The following is a 19,193-nucleotide window of genomic DNA, read 5'->3' as shown; positions in this document are numbered from 1 at the left end:
AACCCGGCACAATGGAACCCGTGGAAGGAAAAATCCTGTGAACCAAGGCATTGATGTCTCAAACCTCAACATCTACTACGGCGACTTTCTCGCAGTTGAAGATGTCACCATGCACATCGCACCCCGCTCCGTCACCGCCCTCATCGGCCCCTCCGGTTGCGGCAAGTCAACATTCCTGCGCTCCCTGAACCGTATGCACGAGGTCATCCCCGGCGCACGCGTCGAGGGTGACGCCATCATCGATGGCAAGAACATTTACGGCCCCGGCGTTGACCCGGTCGATGTTCGCGCATCCGTTGGCATGGTGTTCCAGCGCGCGAATCCGTTCCCGACCATGTCGATTGCCGACAACGTGCTCGCCGGTGCAAAGCTCAACTCCCGCAAGATGAGCAAGTCCGATGCTGACGACCTGGTGGAGTTCTCGCTCCGCGGCGCCAACCTTTGGGAGGAAGTGAAGGATCGTCTGGGACGCCCCGGATCCTCCCTCTCCGGTGGTCAGCAGCAGCGCCTCTGCATCGCCCGCGCCATCGCCGTCAAGCCCGACGTGCTCCTTATGGACGAGCCCTGCTCGGCACTTGACCCGATCTCAACCCTCGCGATCGAGGACCTCATCCGTGAGCTCGAGAAGGATTACACCATCGTCATAGTGACGCACAACATGCAGCAGGCTGCACGCGTGTCCTCCATGACTGGCTTCTTCAACATTGAGGGCACCGGCAAGCCTGGCCACCTCATCGAGTACGACACGACCGAGAAGATCTTCTCCAACCCGGCGAAGAAGGACACCGAAGACTACGTCTCCGGCCGCTTCGGCTGATCTGACTGCCCGACTCAGATAGGGCAAGAGATCGTGAGGAGTGCATCCCACAAGGGTGCACTCCTCTTCGTTTACCTTTTACCAGATGAAAGGAGCTCGCAGGCGTGGAGGAGTAGAGGTTTAAAGAAGGAAATGTGTGTCCGCTACCGTGGCTTATCGGCGACAGGACGGGAGAAAGTCAGAATTTGTTAACCCTGGCGCTTAGAAGAAATGCGTACATTTCACCCACTGAAGACCTCTGAGGTTGGAGTTATTGTTGCGCTACGACACACAAAGGAGAACAGCGATGTTCGTACACCTCGCCCATGTCCTTGACCCGAACGATGTTGCCTGGCCGGGAGAGCCCGTCCTCAGCATCGAACAAGATACCCACCTGTCCGCAGAAGGGAAGCCCTTCAACTCCCACCTGCTCACCCTGCCGAATCACTTCGGTACGCACATGGACGGCCCGCGCCACTTCAATACGACCGGCGTTCCGTTCGACGAACTACCCATGGAGAAGTTTGGCTACCTCGGTGAGGAGATCCTCCTCGTCGACTTCCCGCACCGCAACGGACCGGACGAAATTGTCACGAAGGAAGATCTGGAACCCTACGCGGAACAGCTCGCCGACAAGAGACTCCTCCTCATCCGCACCGGCTTCGAAGAGAAGCGCACAAGCGACCCCCACATGTATCAGAACAACGGCGTTGCCCTGCAGTCGGAGCTCTGCCGCTGACTGTCGGAAGAATCCCCCGCCCTCGACTGCATCGGCATGGAGTGGATGTCGATCGCGGCACCCACGAACGATCACGGCCCAGAAGCCCACAGATGGCTACTCGGCAACTACAACGACCACGTCATCACCGGCATTGAGGACATGAGCCTCGCCCCGCTGGAGAACAAGAAGATCAAGGTTTTGACAATGGGGCCGCTCCGCGTGAAAGGAATCGACTCCGGCCAGGTGAACGCAATGGCGTTGCTGGCCGACTGAGCTCGGAGATGAAGTGAGTTCAGAGACGATCTGAACAGCGAAGCTCGCGGGTGCCTGGCGTTTTTCTGCTAGGCACCCAGTGCTTGATCCGACAGGTGGTTCGCAATATCGTTCCGGGTTTGGGTCATGTGCGCCCTCATCGCATCCTTTGCCCGGCTCTCATCGCCGGCCTCAATGGCCGCCAGGATCGCGCGATGATGGTAGGAGGCGCGGCCGCGGATCTCGGGATTCTCGCTCGTGCGACGCCGAGAGGACGAGAGTGCGTCTTGGAGGGGGAGCATGATCGTTGGCAGGAACGGATTGCTGCTCGCTACGAGAATCGCGGAGTGGAAGTCCATGTCGGCCTGGGCAACACCGGCGATATCCCCGGCCTCCTCGGCACTGGAGAACGTTTCCAGGTGACCCCGCAGCGCTGACAGGTCCTCGTCCGTCCGATTCCGTGCGGCCAGCCCGCATGCCCCAACCTCGATCATGCGCCGCAACTCGATGAGTTGAAGACCGATCTGGCGGGGTGACTCCGTACGCTCGAGGGCGCTGATCATCGTTGGTAAATCGGTCCAGGACCGCACAGGATTCACAAATGTCCCGCGACCATGCACAACCGTCAATACGCCGCGCGTGGAAAGGGAGCGAACCGCTTCGCGCATCGTGGGGCGAGAAACGTCGAGTAGGGCGGCGAGCTCAGCCTCCGGTGGAAGCGAGTGACCGGTACCAAATTCTCCAGAATGGATTCTCGAAAGGATGTCGTCAACGGTAGCCGTGACGCGATCAGTGGACATGAAAACTCCTTGTAGGTGCGTCAACATTGTCGCACGGAGTCCGCATCAAACTGCTGTCGCGGCACAGGATCTGCCAAGTTATCCGTGGGAGCGGGCGATCGCATCTGCCGGGAAAAATAAGTTAGCGCCGGCAAAGCCGACGCTAACTTGGCGACACCGAACCGGATAGCGCCTGTCGGCGCGGAGGCCACTCGTAGCGGCAATAGTTGGAGCCCGGGGCTTTCGCGATCCGGTGCCGTGACACCATTCTTGCTTGGATTTCTTCGTTCGTCAACGTGTTCACGTCCCGGTGTTTCTGCGGTGTGAAGAGTGCGTTTCGCGACTGATTTCGTGAACGAAGGTTCAGGTCCTGCGGATGTTCTCGTGAAATGTTAGTCGTTGATAGTGGATCCAGGCACTGGACGTGGCAAGATCGAAGCGTGGCCAGTGGAGTAGAGACACGAATGAGCGCGAGGGCGCGTGCCCTGATCACCATTGCGGGTGCGGGGTTGCTCTTGGGGGCGACTTTTGTGGGCCTCGAGGCCGTTGCTGTCGGCAGCGCTCTAATCGGCATTCTTCTCGCGATTGGCTGGTCCTTCCTGATCGAGCTCCCCAACCCGGGGACCGCACGCAAGGTCATCGCTGGTTCCGCAATCGCCGCAACTCTCGTCGCGTACTTCTTCACGGTGCGCGAGCTGACATTCCTCGCCGGCTTTGTAGTGATCGTGGGGTTTGTTGCAGAGATGGCGCGGAAGGATGGTCGGCCGCGCCTGCTTGAGCAAATCTCAGGAACCGTGTCGGGGGCGCTTCTCGCGCTCTTGGCGACGCTGTGGATTCGCGCTTTCTCCCTGTTTGATCACGGTGCTGAGGCAGTGCGGGCCGTTCTGCTCGCCATCATTGTCGCCACGTTCCTGGAAATGCTGATCCCACACTCACTGCGCCACCTGCGCCACGTGGTGTACATGGCGGGCGGATTCCTCGGTGCTCTCGCCTTCCTGCTCTTTGCCGATATTCCCTGGTACTGGGCGAGCATCGCAGGGGTGGCGGCCGGGCTGATCATGGCGGTGTTTGATTCGCTCCTGCGCAGGCTTCCCCCCGCGACTCGGCGGCGGCCCGGCCTTGCCCTGTCGATGGTGCCGCTCTGCGTGGGTGCGCTGGTTTCCTACTGCCTGGGGCTTGTTCTCCTCCAAGGCTAATACCTATTCGAGAGTCCGCTTCGTGACTGAGTTTCGGCCAGTGCGGTGTGGCATGCGCCGTGGGCGAAGTGTCTGGCTCGCACCTATGGTCGTTCGTTAAGCTCGTAGCATGTTTGAGATTCCGGAGAACCTGGCGCCCGAGACGTATCCCATGGCTTTTATCGTGGGCAAGTGGCGGGGGTACGGCATGCTCGGATACCCGGGCATTGAGGAAGCCGCGATCATCTGTGATCTGGAGATCACCAATAACGGCGGCCCCTACCTGACGATTCATTCCACGTGGTACCTCGCGAACGAAGACCCGGACGATATTGATAAGGAACTGCCCGGCGATAGGGGAGTGGCCCAGTTGACGGAGGAAAGACTGTGGCAGGACGCCACCGGCTATCTGCGTCAGTCCCCCGAAGAAGAGGGGCAGCTGGAAGCCATGATTGCGACACCCGATGGGCGGGTCACGCTCTACGTGGGTGCGGTCAAGGCCCCGCGCATGGAATTCGTGTCGGATGCGATGGTGCGCTCCGCAACCGGCGCGGAAGTCAACGCATCCCAGCTGCAGCTCGCTCTCGTTGATTCGGATCTTCTCTTTGCTTACGACATGGCCGCCTTTGGTGAAGAAATGCAGTCCTATGCGGCAGGGCGGCTAACGAAAGTGGTGGAATCATGATTCCGGCAGAGCTTCCGGGGGCAGTCCTCGGTGATGGCATCGACTCTGCGGTACCCGCGCACTACGGATCCCCAGCACGAGAACAGCGTGCGCTCATGGGTGGTAGGGCGCTCGTTGACCTCTCGCACCTTGAACTTGTCACCGTCACGGGACCGGACAGGCTCTCGTGGGTGCACAGCCTCACGACCCAGCACATCAGCGACCTCGCACCCGGTACGTCAACGGAACTGATCCTGCTAACCGCTGAGGGACGCATTCAGGTTCCGGCTGCGGTCTACGACGACGGTGAAACCCTCTACCTGCTGACCGACGTTGGCATGGGAGAAGAGCTGGCAGAATTCTTGACGAAGATGCGCTTCATGCTCCGCGTCGAGGTCACCCTCCGTGACGATGTCGCCTTCCTTGGTGGGATTGGGAACATTGAGGTGCCGCGTGCGTTTGTGACGTGGCGGGACCCGTGGCCGAAAGTCGCCGGTGACTCGGTGGCCTACGGCTCCCCCGAATCTGAGCACCCCGCGGCGGGCCGCCAGCGATTCATTGCCTTCGTGCCCAAGGCCGAACTTTCGGACGCGGTGGACGAATGGGAGGGGAGCATGGCGGGAATGCTCGCCTGGGAAGCCCAGCGGATTGTTGACCTACGCCCCCGACCCGCGCTCGATCCCGATGAGAAGGCACTGCCTCACGAATGGGACTGGCTCCGCTCCGCCGTGCACCTGAACAAGGGCTGCTACCGCGGACAGGAAGCGATCGCCCGCACCGTCAACCTCGGTCGCCCGCCCCGCAGGGCTGTCCTCCTCCACCTCGACGGGTCCGAAGAGCGGCTCCCGCCCGTGGGAAGCGAGATTCTTATGGGGGAAAAGGTCGTTGGTACGCTGACGAGCCGCGGACGGGACATGGATGAGGGGCCGGTTGCTCTCGGTGTTCTCAAGCGCAATACCCCAACGGATGCTCAGCTGACCGTGGACGGTATTCCTGCGCTCGCGGAAGTGATCGTCAATACCGATGGTCGGACCGAGCTCTCGTACGAGCGGCCGAAGGTCCGCAGGATATGAGTATTGGCGCACTCTTCAACTACTTCGTTGTTGCCCTGTTCATTTGGGCAATCATCGACGCCATCACCCGCCAAAAAGCTGCCTTTGACTGGGCGGGAACGATGGGCAAGTGGGCCTGGGTGGCAACCCTTGCGGCAGGTGGTGCTCTCCGCGCTGGATTGCTCCCGTTCCAGATTCCCGGCAGTTTCCTGCTCTCGCTCGCCTGCCTCGTTCTCGTCATCTACTATCTCGGCACCGTGAAGCCGAAACTGGATGAAATGCCGAGGCGGTGCAACGATCGGGGTTCCTGGTAGTGCGGGCAGTGATCTCACGCGTGACACGTGCCAGTGTCACGGTGGAAGACAGGCTCGTGTCCGAAATTGGGTCCGGGCTCCTTGTTCTGCTCGGGGTGGCACCGTCAGACGGTGACAAAGAGATTGAGTTGACGGCAAGAAAGATCGCTGACCAGAGAATCTTTGGCGACAGGAGCGCGGCAGAGACAGGTAAGCCTGTTCTTCTTGTTTCCCAGTTCACCCTCTACGGGGACATCCGCAAAGGCAGGCGGCCCTCCTGGTCGCATGCGGCACCCGGTGACGTGGCGGAAGAAATCTACGAACGGGTCGCCACCGAGCTCCGGCAGGCGCACGGGCTCACCGTGGAGACCGGTGAGTTTGGGGCGATGATGGCGGTGGAGAGCGTGAACGACGGTCCGTTTACGCTCTGGTGGGAATGTTGATCATGCGCTAACGCCAGTGGCGAACAGGGGCATGAGCTGACCTCGACGTTCGTTACAGTGAGTGAAGCTATTATAAGGAGGCGCAATGTTCGAACGGTTTACTGACCGTGCGCGGCGCGTAATCGTGCTTGCTCAGGACGAGGCTCGTAACCTCAAGCATAAGTACTTGGGTACTGAGCACATTCTTCTCGGCCTCATTCGTGAGGGCGAAGGTGTCGCTGCGAAGTCCCTTGAGGCCCTCGACATCTCACTCGAAGATGTTCGCGTCCAGGTCATCGACATTATCGGTGAGGGAAACGAGAACCCCTCCGGTCACATTCCCTTCACGCCCCGCGCGAAGAAGGTTTTGGAATACGCCCTGCGGGAAGGCCTGCAACTCGGTCACTCCTACATCGGTACCGAACACCTGCTACTCGGCCTGCTCCGTGAGCAAGACGGCGTGGCCGCCAAGGTGCTCGTGAAGCTCGGCGCTGACCTCGGTCGCGTGCGCCAGCAGGTCAACCAGCTCATGAGTGGCTACCAGGGCAAGGAATCCGTTGGTGTTGGCACGGGGCCTCGCGAGGGCCAGAAGGCCGGCTCCACGGTTCTCGACCAGTTCGGTCGCAACCTGACCCAGGCAGCCCGCGAACGCAAGCTCGACCCCGTCATCGGACGTAACACCGAGACGGAGCGTGTCATGCAGGTGCTGTCGCGCCGCACCAAGAACAACCCCGTCCTCATCGGTGAACCCGGTGTTGGTAAGACAGCGGTTGTGGAAGGCCTTGCGCAGTCCATTGCGGCAGGCGACGTTCCGGAAACCCTCCGTGACAAGCAGCTGTACGCTCTCGACATGGGTTCGCTCGTTGCCGGCTCCCGCTACCGCGGTGACTTCGAAGAGAGGCTCAAGAAGATCCTCAAGGAAGTCAACACGCGTGGCGACATTATTCTCTTCATCGACGAGGTGCACACCATGGTCGGTGCGGGTGCAGCCGAAGGCGCACTCGATGCCGCATCGCTCCTCAAGCCGATGATGGCCCGCGGTGAACTCCAGATCATTGGCGCCACCACCCTCGACGAGTACCGGAAGCACATCGAGAAGGATGCTGCCCTGGAGCGCCGGTTCCAGCCGATCCAGGTGGATCAGCCTACCGTGGAACAGACCGTCAACATCCTCCGCGGACTGCGCGACCGCTACGAAGCTTTCCACCGTGTCACGATCACGGACGACGCGATCGGAGCGGCCGCAACGCTCTCCGACCGTTACGTCAACGACCGGTTCCTACCGGACAAGGCCATCGACCTGATCGATGAGGCGGGTGCTCGCCTCGCGATTAGGAAGATGACGGCACCGCCGGAGCTGCGTGAACTCGACGAGAAGATCGTCGAAGTGCGCAAGCAGAAGGAATCCGCGATCGACGGTCAGGACTTCGAGAAGGCCGCAGCCCTGCGTGACAAGGAACAGCGTCTCGCCGAGGAACGTGCCGAGAAGGACAAGGCCTGGAAGGCCGGCGACATGGACCAGGTGTCCGTAGTTGATGAGGACCTCATCAGCGAAGTTCTCGCCATGTCCACCGGCATCCCCGTCTTCAAACTCACCGAGGAAGAGTCGCAGAAGCTGCTCCGCATGGAAGATGAACTGCACAAGCGGATCATCGGCCAGGATGAAGCCGTACGCTCCCTCTCCCAGGCCATGCGCCGCACCCGCGCAGGCCTCAAGGACCCGAAGCGCCCCGGCGGTTCGTTCATCTTCGCCGGCCCGACGGGTGTTGGTAAGACCGAACTTGCGAAGGCACTCGCCGAATTCCTGTTCGACGACGAAGATGCTCTCATCACGCTCGACATGTCCGAGTACGCGGAGAAGCACACCGTGTCGCGTCTCTTCGGTGCGCCTCCCGGATACGTGGGTTACGAAGATGGTGGCCAGCTGACCGAAAAGGTACGCCGCCGCCCCTTCTCCGTCATCCTCTTCGACGAGGTTGAAAAGGCCCACCAGGACCTGTTCAACTCCCTCCTTCAGATCCTTGAAGAGGGACGCCTCACTGACTCGCAGGGTCGTGTCGTGGACTTCAAGAACACGGTCATCATCATGACCACGAACCTCGGCACGAAGGACATTGCTCGCGCACAGAACACCGGCTTCCAGGTGGTTGGTGACACGGGCACGTCCTACGACCGGATGAAGACCAAGGTGAACGACGAGCTCAAGCAGCACTTCCGTCCCGAGTTCCTCAACCGTGTTGACGAAGTCATCGTGTTCCCGCAGCTCACGCAGGATGAGGTTCTCAAGATTGTTGACCTCATGGTTGCCCAGCTTGCGGAGCGCCTCGAGGCTCAGGAGATGAAGATCGAGATCTCGCAGGAAGCCAAGGAACTCCTTGCTGAACGCGGCTACGATCCGGTCCTCGGTGCCCGCCCCCTCCGTCGCGCCATCCAGCGTGACATCGAGGACAGCCTGTCCGAGAAGATCCTGTTCGGTGAACTCAAGCCCGGCCAAACCATCAAGGTTGGTGTCGATCGGGACAACATCCCGATGTCCTTCACCTTCGTTGGCGAGAACGTCAAGGAAGTCGAAGAGGCTGAGATCAACGAAGCGGTCGACGCTCTGGACGACAGCGCACTCGAAGCAGGGCCCCAACAGTAGGACTGCATAAGACAGGCACAGCCAGTAAGAGCTCATGCTTGAACAAGCGGGGAGAGGAAATCACCTCTCCCCGCTTTCCTATCTATACCCGCGCGCTCCCAATCCCCATGGCTGCCAGGCCTTGCTTATTTAGCCCCTGCCGGTGGCAGGGACTGAATGCTGATCTGGCCGTGGGAAGGTGGATCACGGGTGGGGAAGGCTGCAGGAAGGAAAGGAGGCGCCGATAGTTCGGCGCCTCCTTGCAGTTGTTTTGTTCTTAGTCTCGGTGGTCAATCGTGGGATTGTCCGGCTCGGTGTTGTGGTTGATCGCGCGCAGGAGCCAGCCGATCCAGGTGAGGAGCGTACCCCACAGGAGGGCTCCGAAACCGATGCTGAGGGAGATCGCGGTGACGCCAACCCACGGCTGGGCGATGACGAGAACGCCGGCAATGATGAGGCCGATACCGGCGATGCCGGACAGCCACCACTGTTCAATGACATGGCGGATGCTGAGCGAGGACACGAGGGTCCACAGCCCAAGGGCGATCGCCCACGCTCCCATGACGATAATGAGCACTTCCGCCGCGGATTCTGTTGCGACGATAGTCCAGATGCCAACAATGACGATGATGATGCCGGAAATGATCATTCCCGTGCCCAGCGGCCCCCGCTCCCGGCCCCGAAGTCCCGAGTAGATAAGGAAACCGCCCTGGACAAGAAGGAAAACGGCGAACACGATGAGGAGGGCGCTGATGGTGGCGCGAGGCATGACCATCGCGAAGAAGGCGAAAATGATGGCGATGATGCCCGCGATGAAAGGAATCCACCAGGAGCGAGTAAGAAAAGAGAACATGGGTACTTCCTTATGTATTCTCACCACAGCTTATCGACCACACCCCGCCATGTCACCGCCGCAGCAGTTAGACAACGGGGAAAGAAAGGGGTGATGGTGCTGGTTAACGGGGACCTAAGTCTCCCAACCCGAAGGGCCCAAGTGTTACCGTGAATGGTGACATAAGGCACAGTCTGGACGGGTCCAATGGAGGAACGATGTCGACTTTCGTGTACGCCTTTACCGAAGGCAATAAGGATATGAAGGATCTGCTGGGCGGCAAGGGTGCGAACCTGGCAGAGATGGTGAAGCTTGGAATCCCAGTACCGCCGGGATTCACGATTTCAACCGAAGCGTGCCGCGCCTACCTGGAGGAGGGGCACTCCCCGGACTCTCTGCAGGTGCAGGTGACAACCGCGCTACGCAACATGGAAGCGGACATGGGAAAGAAACTCGGGCAGGCCGATAACCCGCTCCTCGTCTCGGTCCGCTCCGGAGCGAAATTCTCCATGCCCGGCATGATGGAAACCGTCCTCAACATTGGTCTCAACGACGAGTCTGTGCACGGGCTTGCGACTCGGTCGGGCAATTCCCGCTTCGCCTGGGACTCCTACCGCCGGCTCATCCAAATGTTCGGCAAGACGGTGCTCGACATTGATGGAGACCTGTTCTCCGAGGCATTCGATAATGCGAAGGAAGGGCTTGGCATCGAGCAGGATACCGACCTGGATGTTGAAGCCCTGCAGGGGATCGTCGAAGAGTTTAAGGCCATCGTGGAACGCGAGACGGGAGCTCCCTTCCCGCTTGATCCACGCGAGCAGCTGGATGCTGCGGTGGAAGCGGTGTTCCGTTCGTGGAACACCGAGCGTGCCGCGATCTATCGGCGCCGCGAGCGCATCCCCCACGACCTGGGTACGGCGGTCAATATTCAGGCCATGGTCTTTGGGAACCAGGGAAGCAATTCCGGTACTGGTGTGTGTTTCACGCGCGACCCATCCTCTGGGCAGGGCGGTGTTTACGGCGACTATCTCGTCAACGCGCAGGGTGAGGACGTTGTTGCTGGAATCCGCAACACGCTGTCCCTGGAAGCGCTCGAGAACATTGACAAGGCGTCGTACGACGAGCTGATGGCGACCATGCACACGCTCGAAACTCACTATCGGGACATGTGCGACATTGAGTTCACGGTGGAGAACGGGAAGCTGTGGTTGCTGCAAACCCGTGTTGGAAAGAGAACGGCGTCGGCCGCGTTCCGTATTGCCGCCCAGCTTGTTGAGGAGAAACTCATCACCCGTGACGAGGCACTCGCCAGGGTTTCGGGCGAACAGTTAACCCAGCTGCTGTTTCCGCAATTTGATGATGAGGCGGAGAAGACTGTTCTGACGAAGGGCATGGCAGCATCCCCCGGTGCGGCGGTCGGTGAGATCGTGTTCTCCAATGCTCAGGCGGTGGAGAGAACGAATGCGGGGGCTGACGTAATTCTTGTGCGCCGAGAGACCAACCCGGATGATCTTGAGGGCATGGTTGTTGCGGCAGGAATCCTGACGGCCCGCGGCGGCAAAACCTCCCACGCTGCCGAGGTCGCTCGCGGCATGGGACGCTGTTGTGTTGTCGGTGCGGAGGCTCTCATCATTGACGAGAAGAACGGCACGATGAAGATCCGCGGCACGGACCGGGTGCTTCACGCCGGTGATGTGATCGCGATCGATGGCACCTCGGGTGAAGTGTTCCTCGGTGATGTTCCCGTCATGCCATCCCCCGTAACCGTCTACATCAGTGAGGGACTGGATGCTGGACTGGCAGCAGCTCAGGATCAGGCAACGAAGGAACTTGTCACCTCTGTCCATCTTCTTCTCACGCATGCGGATAGGAGGGCGAAGCTGACCGTCCGGGCCAATGCGGATGCTCCTGAGGATGCTGCGAGAGCCCGCGCCTACGGAGCGACCGGTATTGGGCTGTGCCGCACCGAGCACATGTTCCTCGGGGACCGCAGGCAACTGATCGAGAAGGTGATCCTGGCCGAAACCGACGAGCAGCGCGACAGTGCATTCGATGCCCTCTTCCCGTTGCAGAAGGGTGACTTTATTGGGATCTTTGAGGCCATGGACGGCCTGCCGACAACGGTGCGTTTGATCGACCCGCCCCTGCACGAATTCCTTCCCGACATCACCGACCTTTCCGTCAAGATCGCGGTCAAGGAAGCCACGGGTGAAGAAGTGACGGAAGAGGAGCGGAAGCTTCTGGACACGGTCCGTGAACAGCACGAACAGAACCCGATGCTGGGCTTGCGAGGAGTGCGGCTCGGCCTGAAGATTCGCGGACTCTTTGGGCTGCAGATTCGTGCCATCGCTGAAGCTGCCGCTGACCGCCTCGAGGCGGGAGGTCACCCGCTTCCCGAAATTATGGTGCCGCTCGTCGGTTCCGCCCGGGAACTACAGATCATTCGAGAAGATGCTGAGCGGATCATTGCCGAAGTGGGGGAGTCCCGCGGAGTAAAGCTCACGATTCCCATCGGGGCCATGATCGAGCTACCCCGTGCCGCCATTACCGCAGACTCGCTTGCGGAAGAGGCTGACTTCTTCTCGTTTGGTACGAACGATCTGACCCAGACCGCGTGGGGATTCTCGCGCGATGACGTGGAAGCCACCTTCTTCAACGAATACTTCGACCTCGGTGTCTTCGGGGTTTCACCCTTCGAATCGATCGATACTCGGGGAGTGGGCAACCTTGTCTCGGTCGGAATGAAGAATGCTCGTTCGGTCAAACCCAGCATTCATTGCGGAGTGTGTGGCGAGCACGGTGGTGACCCGCTGTCGATCCACTTCTTCCACAAGGTCGGACTCGACTACGTGTCATGCTCTCCGTTCCGGGTGCCAGTGGCACGGCTCGAAGCGGGCCGGGCTGCGGTCTCCAACGAATCACCGGATGACTTCTAGGATAACGAAAAGAGTTTTCGACAACCAGTGGAGTTTTAGATAAGACGAGGGCACTCCCGGGTGGTGTGTGAGCGTGACTCGCACACCACCCGGGAGTCCGCGCCCTGCGCGACAAGTTCCGTCCTCCATGAAACGGCTAGCCGTCTACGCCGTTAAAAGGGATAATCTGGTGTATAGCATTCCGCAATGATTTTCGTTGCGGGACGTGAATAGACAAGAAGGTGTTGGTCTGAGATTTGAGCGCAGCTCGACAGGCCGATTGCTTCGCCGCGGACGATCTGAAAGGAAACATCATGGGTTTTCGCGTAGTAGTAGCCGGTGACATTGCCGGTGTGAATTATAAGGATGTCATCAAGGCTGATCTCGAGGCAGACCCCCGCGTTGACGAGGTTATCGACGTAGGCGTCAAGCAGGGCGAAGACATCGACTACCCTCATGTTGCAGTGGACGGTGCTCGCCTCATCGCCGAGGGCAAGGCTGACCGTGGCATCTTTATCTGCGGCACGGGCATGGGCGTGGCAATTGCTGCGAACAAGGTCAAGGGTATCCGCGCTTCGACCGCACACGACTCGTTCTCCGTTGAGCGGCTCGTCCTCTCCAACAACGCACAGGTTCTCTGCCTCGGTGAGCGCGTCATCGGCCTCCAGCTCGCACGCCGCCTCGCCAAGGAATTCCTCAACTACGAGTTCGATAGCTCCTCGCCTTCCGCACAGAAGGTCGACGCCATCTGCTCCTACGAAGAGGACTAAGAGATCCTCGCTGTCTTCTGCGCACTGAACCGTTCAGAAGACACGAAGTAGAGATTTTCGGTCAATAACCGACAGGGGGCTGGAAGCGGCGTCACGTTGTTTCCAGCCCCTTCTCCATGTCCTCACAAGTCTGGTTCCTGTAGTGCCTAGTTTCCGTACTGCCTGGTTTTGGGCCTCCTGGTTTCGGTCCAGTCTGGTTTCAGGACTATGTGGTTTCAAGGTATCGAGGCAGGTCTTGGGCAAGAAACGTCTTGAAGTACTGTGGCTCTGCTGGGCTGGGGCTCAATCTCACGGGACAATTCAGACTAAAGTCCCCGAAATACTTGGTAAGGGAATCCTAAATTGGAGTCATGAGGTTAAGTTCATGGCCGCTAGGTGACAGTGCACGAATCGTATCCGCAGGTACGGCCATGCTTCGAGCCCGGGAACTTGGGCTCCGCCCAGGTGCGATCGTTCGCATCACCCAGCGCACCCTGTTCGGAGGAACCGTTCTCGACGTATCCGGAAGTCGGCTAGCTCTTGACCGCGTGACAGCTAACAATATTGTTGTCGAACCCGTGACCGGGGTTCCGATGCCGAGGAGTGGGCAATGAGCTGCTCCCACTGCGATCCGAACGACCGGCGCAATGTCGCACTCGTCACCAGTCCCAGAGCGCTTCTCGTGGGCAACCCCAATGTCGGTAAATCAACCCTTTTTAATCGATTGACAGGGGCGAAGCAGACGATTCGTAACGCACCCGGCACGACCGTGGACCTGTCGAGCGGTGGCTGGTCGGCAGCGGGACATAACGTAACCGTTCTGGATACTCCCGGAACATATTCACTTCTTGCCAGGTCGGCCGACGAGCAGGTCGTGACCGATCTCCTGACGGGTGAACTGGATGGGGAACGGGAGCCCGATCTGGTGGTGGCGGTGCTGGATGCGGGGGCGGTCTCCCGCTCCCTCTACCTGCTTGGGCAGCTCTCTAAAGTGAGGCTCCCAGCCATCGTTGCCCTCACCATGGTCGATGTCGCCAAGTCCCAAGGTCAGGTGATTGATGCTGAGGCCCTCTCAGCAATCATCGGTGTTCCCGTTGTTGAAGTGGATCCTCGTCACGGACGCGGCCTTGACCATCTTGCGGAGGCAGTCAAGACCGGCCTGGCAGTGCGGCCGCACATCATTGGTCCAGAGGATCGAGCATGCACCTGCGTTGAGAGCGGTGACTGCTGCCAGGCGTCCCGCCCCGAACTGGATAGCGACACGCTTGCGGGGATGTTGGCCGAGGCTGATGACGTGTTTGCGTGGGTCGAGCTCGTATCAGCGCGGCTTGGTCGCAGTGAACACCATGTCGAAACCACCCGGTCCGACAGGATCGATCGCATTCTCCTCAACCCCTACGCGGGTATTGCCATCCTTCTTGCAGTGCTGTGGGGACTGTTTGAACTCACCACCCTGGTAGCAACTCCGATCATGGACTGGACCGAGGGCTTCGTCGCGGGCCCAGTCTCATCCTTTGCCCTGGGAATCACGGGACGGATTGGGATGTCGGGAACCTGGGTTGAGTCGCTCCTCATCGATGGGGTGCTCGCGGGAATCGGCGTTGTTTTCTCGTTCGTCCCCCTCATGTTCATCATGTTTCTCGCGCTATCGCTCTTGGAGGACTCGGGATACCTGGCTCGCGCAGCCCTACTTGCGGACCGACTCATGAGAATGATCGGGCTCGATGGGCGGGCGGTCCTGCCTCTCATTGTTGGATTCGGTTGTAATTTGCCCGCGCTTGCGGCAACCAAGACACTGCCGAACAGCAAACACCGCACCATCACGGCACTGCTCGTTCCCCTCACCTCGTGTGCGGCACGGCTCACGGTCTACATCCTGATTGCCGCCGCTTTCTTCCCGAACCATGCGGGTACGGTCGTGTTCGCCATGTATGTCGGGTCGGTCCTGCTGGTCATTGCGGGCGGGCTTATGCTGAAGCTTGTTTTCAGGGACGACACGAAACACGAACCCCTTTTCCTTGTCCTGCCGAATTACCAGACCCCGCGGGTCTGGACGGTGATGGAGGACGCGGGGAGGAGGGCACTGGCATTCTTGAAGGGAGCTGGCGTCACCATCGTTGTCATGCTCACCTTCATGTGGGGTCTCATGGCGATCCCCGTCAAGGGCGACCACAGCCTTGGTGACGTTCCGGTCGAGGATTCGCTGTATGCTGCCACCGCCATGTCCCTTACCCCGATCTTCGCCCCGGCCGGTTTTGACGATTGGCACGCAACTGCCTCCCTGCTGACCGGATTCGTGGCAAAGGAGACGGTCGTGGCCTCGCTCGCCCAGTCCTACCAGGTGGACGAGCCGGAAGAGAATTCGTACGAGGATGCTGAAGACTCCTCGCTCGGTTCGCGACTCCGGGACAGCTTTGATGAGTCATCGGGTGGCCACGGCTCCGCCGCAGCACTGGCGTTCCTCGTCTTTGTTCTTGCCTACACGCCGTGCGTGGCCACCCTTGCCGAACAGAAACGCATCCTGGGATGGAAGATGACGGGAAGCGCATTTGTCATCCAGCTGGTCCTTGCCTGGGTACTGGCCGTTGCCGTGTTCCAAGTTGGGAAGCTGTTCTGATGAATCCTGTTCCAGTCATGATCCATTTCTCCGTTTCGGAGAGATCCGGGGCGGCGCGATGATGTGGCGGCGCAAGAGCAGACCAGCAGTGTCGAGGCCTCCTGTTGACGAGAGGGGAAAGTCGGCAGTCCTCGCGGGGCTGGGGCGAGGTGGTTCAGTTGCGTCGATCGCTCGGGAAACGGGCACCGATCCGGAGCTCGTGAGGCTCGCTATCGATCACCGTCAACGCCTAGGCCAGGGAGATAACTGTGCGCCCACGTGCCCCGTGATAGCCCCGGTGGAGGAAGTCCCGGTGGGATGTCGGGGCTGCCCTCTCGTGAGTGTCCGAAGACTGTAGGGCTGGCGCCCTCCGAGCTTCCGTGTGACAAACTTAGGAGCATGACTGTAGCGCCCACACCAACACTGACGAACCGGCTTGCAAGCCTCCTTGCTGGCGAAGTTGAGGGCGGCACCCGGCGAAGAGCAGAGTACTCAACGGATGCATCGAACTACCGGGTTGTTCCAAGCATTGTTGCATTCCCCAAGCACGCGGATGATGTTGTGGCGGCACAGAACTTTGCTCGCGAAGAAGGCATGGCGTTCACGGTCAGGGGCGGTGGCACATCAACCGCTGGCAACTCCATCGGCAGCGGTATAGTCGTCGACCTGTCACGCCACATGAACAACGTGATCTCGATCGATCCCGAGGCCCGCACCGCGAAAGTTCAGCCCGGCACGGTGCTCACTACCCTGCAGGCGCAGGCAGCTGCGCACGGTCTCCGCTTTGGTCCCGACCCCTCCACGTCGAACCGCGCCACTTTGGGCGGCATGATCGGCAACAATGCGTGCGGCCCGCACGCTGTTGCCTGGGGCAAGACCAGCGAAAATGTATCCTCCCTGACAGTCATTGACGGGTTGGGACGCCAGTACGTGGCAAGGAAGGGCACGGAAGTGGCTGGATTGAAGGAGCTGGTGGACACAAATCTCGCTCCGATCCGCACCCACTCGGGCCGCTTCACCCGCCAAGTCTCCGGATACTCACTCGAGCACCTCCTGCCCGAAAAAGGCAGAGACCTTGCGAAGTTCCTCGTCGGGTCCGAAGGTACCCTCGCCACGGTCCTCGAAGCGGAAGTCGACCTGGTGCCACTTCCCACCGAAACCGCTCTCGTCGTCCTCGGATACGAGGATATGATCCGTGCGGCCGATGCTGTTCCCGCGCTGCTCGCACTCAAACCGTTTGCTATTGAAGGGCTCGATCGCAGGCTCGTTGAGGTCGTCGAGCGAGCCAGGGGAGGGGTGCCGGAGCTTCCCGCGGGTGGTGGCTGGCTCATGGTGGAAGTCGGCGCCCACGAAGGTGAGCCCGCGGGCATCACCCACGACCGCGTCGCAGAAGTGATTGCTGCCTCGGGATCGAACCACAACAAAGTCGCAGCATCCCAGGCCGAAGCGAAAGCCCTGTGGAAGATCCGTGCCGACGGGGCGGGCCTGGCGGGGCGCTCCCCGAGAGGGATGGAAGCATGGCCGGGGTGGGAAGACTCCGCGGTCCCGCCCGAGCACCTGGGTGAATACCTTCGGGACATGACTGATGTCATGGCGGAACACGACGTCGATGGTGTGCTCTACGGACACTTCGGTGACGGTTGCGTGCACGTCAGGCTGGACATGCCGCTCTCGGATCCCACGGGTGTTCCGAAGGCTCGAGCCTTCCTTGAAGACACTGCCGACCTGGTCGCAAAATACGGTGGCTCCCTCTCCGGTGAGCACGGGGATGGCAGGGCCCGCTCCGAGCTACTTTCTCGCATGTACACCCCCGAAATGATGAGTCTCTTTGGCCAGGTGAAGAACCTGTTTGACCCCGCCAAGATCCTCAACCCCGGCATTCTCGTCGACCCGGACCCGATCGATGCGAACCTGCGTAGGCCCTACGCGCGCCCCCTGACCGGTGGGGGTAAGAAGGGTGGCGGCTTCGCCTACTCGGAAGACGGTGGAGACTTCACGACCGCACTGCACCGGTGCACCGGCGTGGGTGCCTGCCGAGCCGACAACAGTGGCACGGCTGGCTTCATGTGCCCCTCCTATCAGGCAACAAAGGACGAAAAGGACGTGACTCGGGCCCGTACCCGAGTCCTCCAGGAAGTGGCCAACGGCCAACTCATCGCCGACTGGGGCTCGCACGAGGTCATGGAGTCCCTCGACCTCTGCCTCTCGTGCAAGGCCTGCTCCGCCGACTGCCCCTCCGGAGTCGATGTCGCCAAGTACAAGTCTGAAGTTCTGTACCGCGCCCACAAGGGCAAGATCCGACCCAAGCTCCACTACCTGCTTGGGCAGCTACCCAGGTGGACGAAGCTCGCCACTCTTTCACCAGTCATCGCCCGCATCGCAAACGCCGCCATGACCATCACTCCCCTCAAGAACACGGTGTTCAAGGTGGCGGGACTGGATGAGGAACGCCCCATGCCCACCATGGCAACCCAGCGGTTCTCCCGCTGGGCGAAGAAGCGCGGCATCACCAACACCGCAGCCTCCACGGACACGAAGTACGTCATGTTGTGGGCCGACTCCTTCTCCGAAACGCTCGACACGGCCGGTGCACAGCACATGGTCGACGTGCTCAAAGCGGCAGGATACACGGTGCTGGTCCCCAAGAAGCCGGTCTGCTGCGGCCTCACCTGGATCACGACGGGACAGCTGGACGGAGCGCGAGCACAGCTCACCGAGCTTCTGTCCGAGCTCGCGCCGTTTGCCAACAACGGCATCCCCATCGTCGGTGTCGAACCTTCCTGCACGGCGGTGCTGAGGGATGACCTGCCGGAGCTGCTAGCCGACGATCCGCGCTCGCGGATCGTCGCCGAGAACACTTACACGCTCGCCGAACTGCTGCTTGCTCCCGCCCCGCTCGGGCCGGAGGAGCTGGACCTGCCAGACCTGACCGGCACCACGATCGTTGCCCAGCCCCACTGCCACCACTATTCGGTGATGGGATGGAAGACGGATTCCGAGCTGCTGTCGCGTACGGGTGCCGAGGTTGTTGAGCTGTCCGGATGCTGCGGCATGGCGGGCAACTTCGGTATGGAAAAGGGACACCGGGATGTGTCGCACAAGGTTGCGGAGGCTTCGCTCCTTCCCGCGTTGCGTGACAATCCGGATGCTGTTTTCCTCGCTGATGGTTTCTCGTGCCGTACGCAGGCCGATGGTTTGGCGGGCCGAAAAGGTGTCCATATTGCAACTCTTCTGACCGGTGATCTCCCAGGAAGCTGAGGTAGGCTTACTAGGTACGGGTTATGTCTGGAGAGGGTGAATGATGCCAGTTTTCTCATTGGATAGCGG

At 60.4% G+C, this 19,193-nt stretch carries 16 protein-coding genes; 14 read left to right on the top strand and 2 right to left on the bottom strand.

The window, feature by feature from the left end; all coding sequences use genetic code 11:
• Window positions 1–37 precede the first annotated feature (37 nt).
• The 3 genes from pstB (at window position 38) to BN1241_RS13235 (ending at window position 1,790) form a co-directional block, all read left to right on the top strand.
• On the top strand, window positions 38–817 hold the full coding sequence (gene pstB, locus BN1241_RS05170) for a phosphate ABC transporter ATP-binding protein PstB (protein WP_054952636.1): 780 nt from the start codon (window positions 38–40) through the stop codon (window positions 815–817).
• Window positions 818–1,103: 286 nt separating this feature from the next.
• Window positions 1,104–1,535, top strand: coding sequence for a cyclase family protein (locus BN1241_RS13240; protein ID WP_230198267.1), 432 nt, complete (start codon window positions 1,104–1,106; stop codon window positions 1,533–1,535).
• Between the two features lie 36 nt (window positions 1,536–1,571).
• On the top strand, window positions 1,572–1,790 hold the full coding sequence (locus BN1241_RS13235; protein ID WP_230198266.1) for a hypothetical protein: 219 nt from the start codon (window positions 1,572–1,574) through the stop codon (window positions 1,788–1,790).
• A 68-nt stretch (window positions 1,791–1,858) separates the two neighbouring features.
• Here BN1241_RS13235 and BN1241_RS05160 read toward each other — a convergent pair whose 3' ends face one another.
• Window positions 1,859–2,569 carry a FadR/GntR family transcriptional regulator gene (locus BN1241_RS05160; RefSeq protein WP_054952635.1) on the bottom strand — a complete coding sequence of 237 codons (711 nt, stop codon included), beginning with the start codon at window positions 2,567–2,569 and terminating at the stop codon, window positions 1,859–1,861.
• 443 nt (window positions 2,570–3,012) lie between these two features.
• Between BN1241_RS05160 and BN1241_RS05155 the strand changes: the two genes are divergently transcribed.
• The 6 genes from BN1241_RS05155 to BN1241_RS05130 all read left to right on the top strand — a co-directional run bounded on the left by BN1241_RS05155 (window position 3,013) and on the right by BN1241_RS05130 (window position 8,795).
• The gene (locus tag BN1241_RS05155; RefSeq protein ID WP_054952634.1) at window positions 3,013–3,744 is read left to right on the top strand and encodes a hypothetical protein; all 732 of its coding nucleotides are present in this window, start codon (window positions 3,013–3,015) and stop codon (window positions 3,742–3,744) included.
• Between the two features lie 109 nt (window positions 3,745–3,853).
• Window positions 3,854–4,408, top strand: coding sequence for a heme-binding beta-barrel domain-containing protein (locus tag BN1241_RS05150; protein WP_054952633.1), 555 nt, complete (start codon window positions 3,854–3,856; stop codon window positions 4,406–4,408).
• Window positions 4,405–5,460: a CAF17-like 4Fe-4S cluster assembly/insertion protein YgfZ gene (ygfZ, locus tag BN1241_RS05145; RefSeq protein WP_054952632.1), complete on the top strand. Its 1,056-nt coding sequence runs from the start codon at window positions 4,405–4,407 to the stop codon at window positions 5,458–5,460. Before BN1241_RS05150 ends, ygfZ begins: the two co-directional genes overlap by 4 nt.
• Window positions 5,457–5,753, top strand: coding sequence for a DUF2516 family protein (locus BN1241_RS05140; RefSeq protein WP_054952631.1), 297 nt, complete (start codon window positions 5,457–5,459; stop codon window positions 5,751–5,753). Before ygfZ ends, BN1241_RS05140 begins: the two co-directional genes overlap by 4 nt.
• Window positions 5,753–6,175 carry a D-aminoacyl-tRNA deacylase gene (dtd, locus tag BN1241_RS05135; protein ID WP_054952630.1) on the top strand — a complete coding sequence of 141 codons (423 nt, stop codon included), beginning with the start codon at window positions 5,753–5,755 and terminating at the stop codon, window positions 6,173–6,175. The genes BN1241_RS05140 and dtd overlap by 1 nt, the downstream gene beginning before the upstream one ends.
• An 85-nt stretch (window positions 6,176–6,260) precedes the next feature.
• Entirely contained in the window at window positions 6,261–8,795 is a 2,535-nt protein-coding gene (locus BN1241_RS05130; protein WP_054952629.1) for an ATP-dependent Clp protease ATP-binding subunit, read from the top strand.
• A gap of 256 nt (window positions 8,796–9,051) precedes the next feature.
• On the opposite strand, the gene BN1241_RS05125 is transcribed toward BN1241_RS05130, so the two are convergent.
• Window positions 9,052–9,627, bottom strand: coding sequence for an HdeD family acid-resistance protein (locus BN1241_RS05125; RefSeq protein WP_054952628.1), 576 nt, complete (start codon window positions 9,625–9,627; stop codon window positions 9,052–9,054).
• A gap of 197 nt (window positions 9,628–9,824) precedes the next feature.
• On the opposite strand from BN1241_RS05125, the gene ppdK reads away from it, so the two are divergent.
• The 5 genes from ppdK (at window position 9,825) to BN1241_RS05100 (ending at window position 19,124) form a co-directional block, all read left to right on the top strand.
• Window positions 9,825–12,542: a pyruvate, phosphate dikinase gene (gene ppdK / locus BN1241_RS05120; RefSeq protein ID WP_054952627.1), complete on the top strand. Its 2,718-nt coding sequence runs from the start codon at window positions 9,825–9,827 to the stop codon at window positions 12,540–12,542.
• 293 nt (window positions 12,543–12,835) lie between these two features.
• On the top strand, window positions 12,836–13,291 hold the full coding sequence (locus tag BN1241_RS05115; RefSeq protein WP_054952626.1) for a ribose-5-phosphate isomerase: 456 nt from the start codon (window positions 12,836–12,838) through the stop codon (window positions 13,289–13,291).
• Window positions 13,292–13,641: 350 nt separating this feature from the next.
• Window positions 13,642–13,884: a FeoA family protein gene (locus BN1241_RS05110; RefSeq protein WP_077138287.1), complete on the top strand. Its 243-nt coding sequence runs from the start codon at window positions 13,642–13,644 to the stop codon at window positions 13,882–13,884.
• Window positions 13,881–15,887: a ferrous iron transport protein B gene (feoB, locus tag BN1241_RS05105; protein WP_054952624.1), complete on the top strand. Its 2,007-nt coding sequence runs from the start codon at window positions 13,881–13,883 to the stop codon at window positions 15,885–15,887. The genes BN1241_RS05110 and feoB overlap by 4 nt, the downstream gene beginning before the upstream one ends.
• A gap of 378 nt (window positions 15,888–16,265) precedes the next feature.
• On the top strand, window positions 16,266–19,124 hold the full coding sequence (locus BN1241_RS05100; protein WP_054952623.1) for an FAD-binding and (Fe-S)-binding domain-containing protein: 2,859 nt from the start codon (window positions 16,266–16,268) through the stop codon (window positions 19,122–19,124).
• Window positions 19,125–19,193: the final 69 nt, after the last annotated feature.

This window comes from Flaviflexus massiliensis (assembly GCF_001375495.1).
Taxonomy (GTDB): domain Bacteria; phylum Actinomycetota; class Actinomycetes; order Actinomycetales; family Actinomycetaceae; genus Flaviflexus; species Flaviflexus massiliensis.
This window is presented reverse-complemented; position numbering and strand designations above follow the sequence as displayed.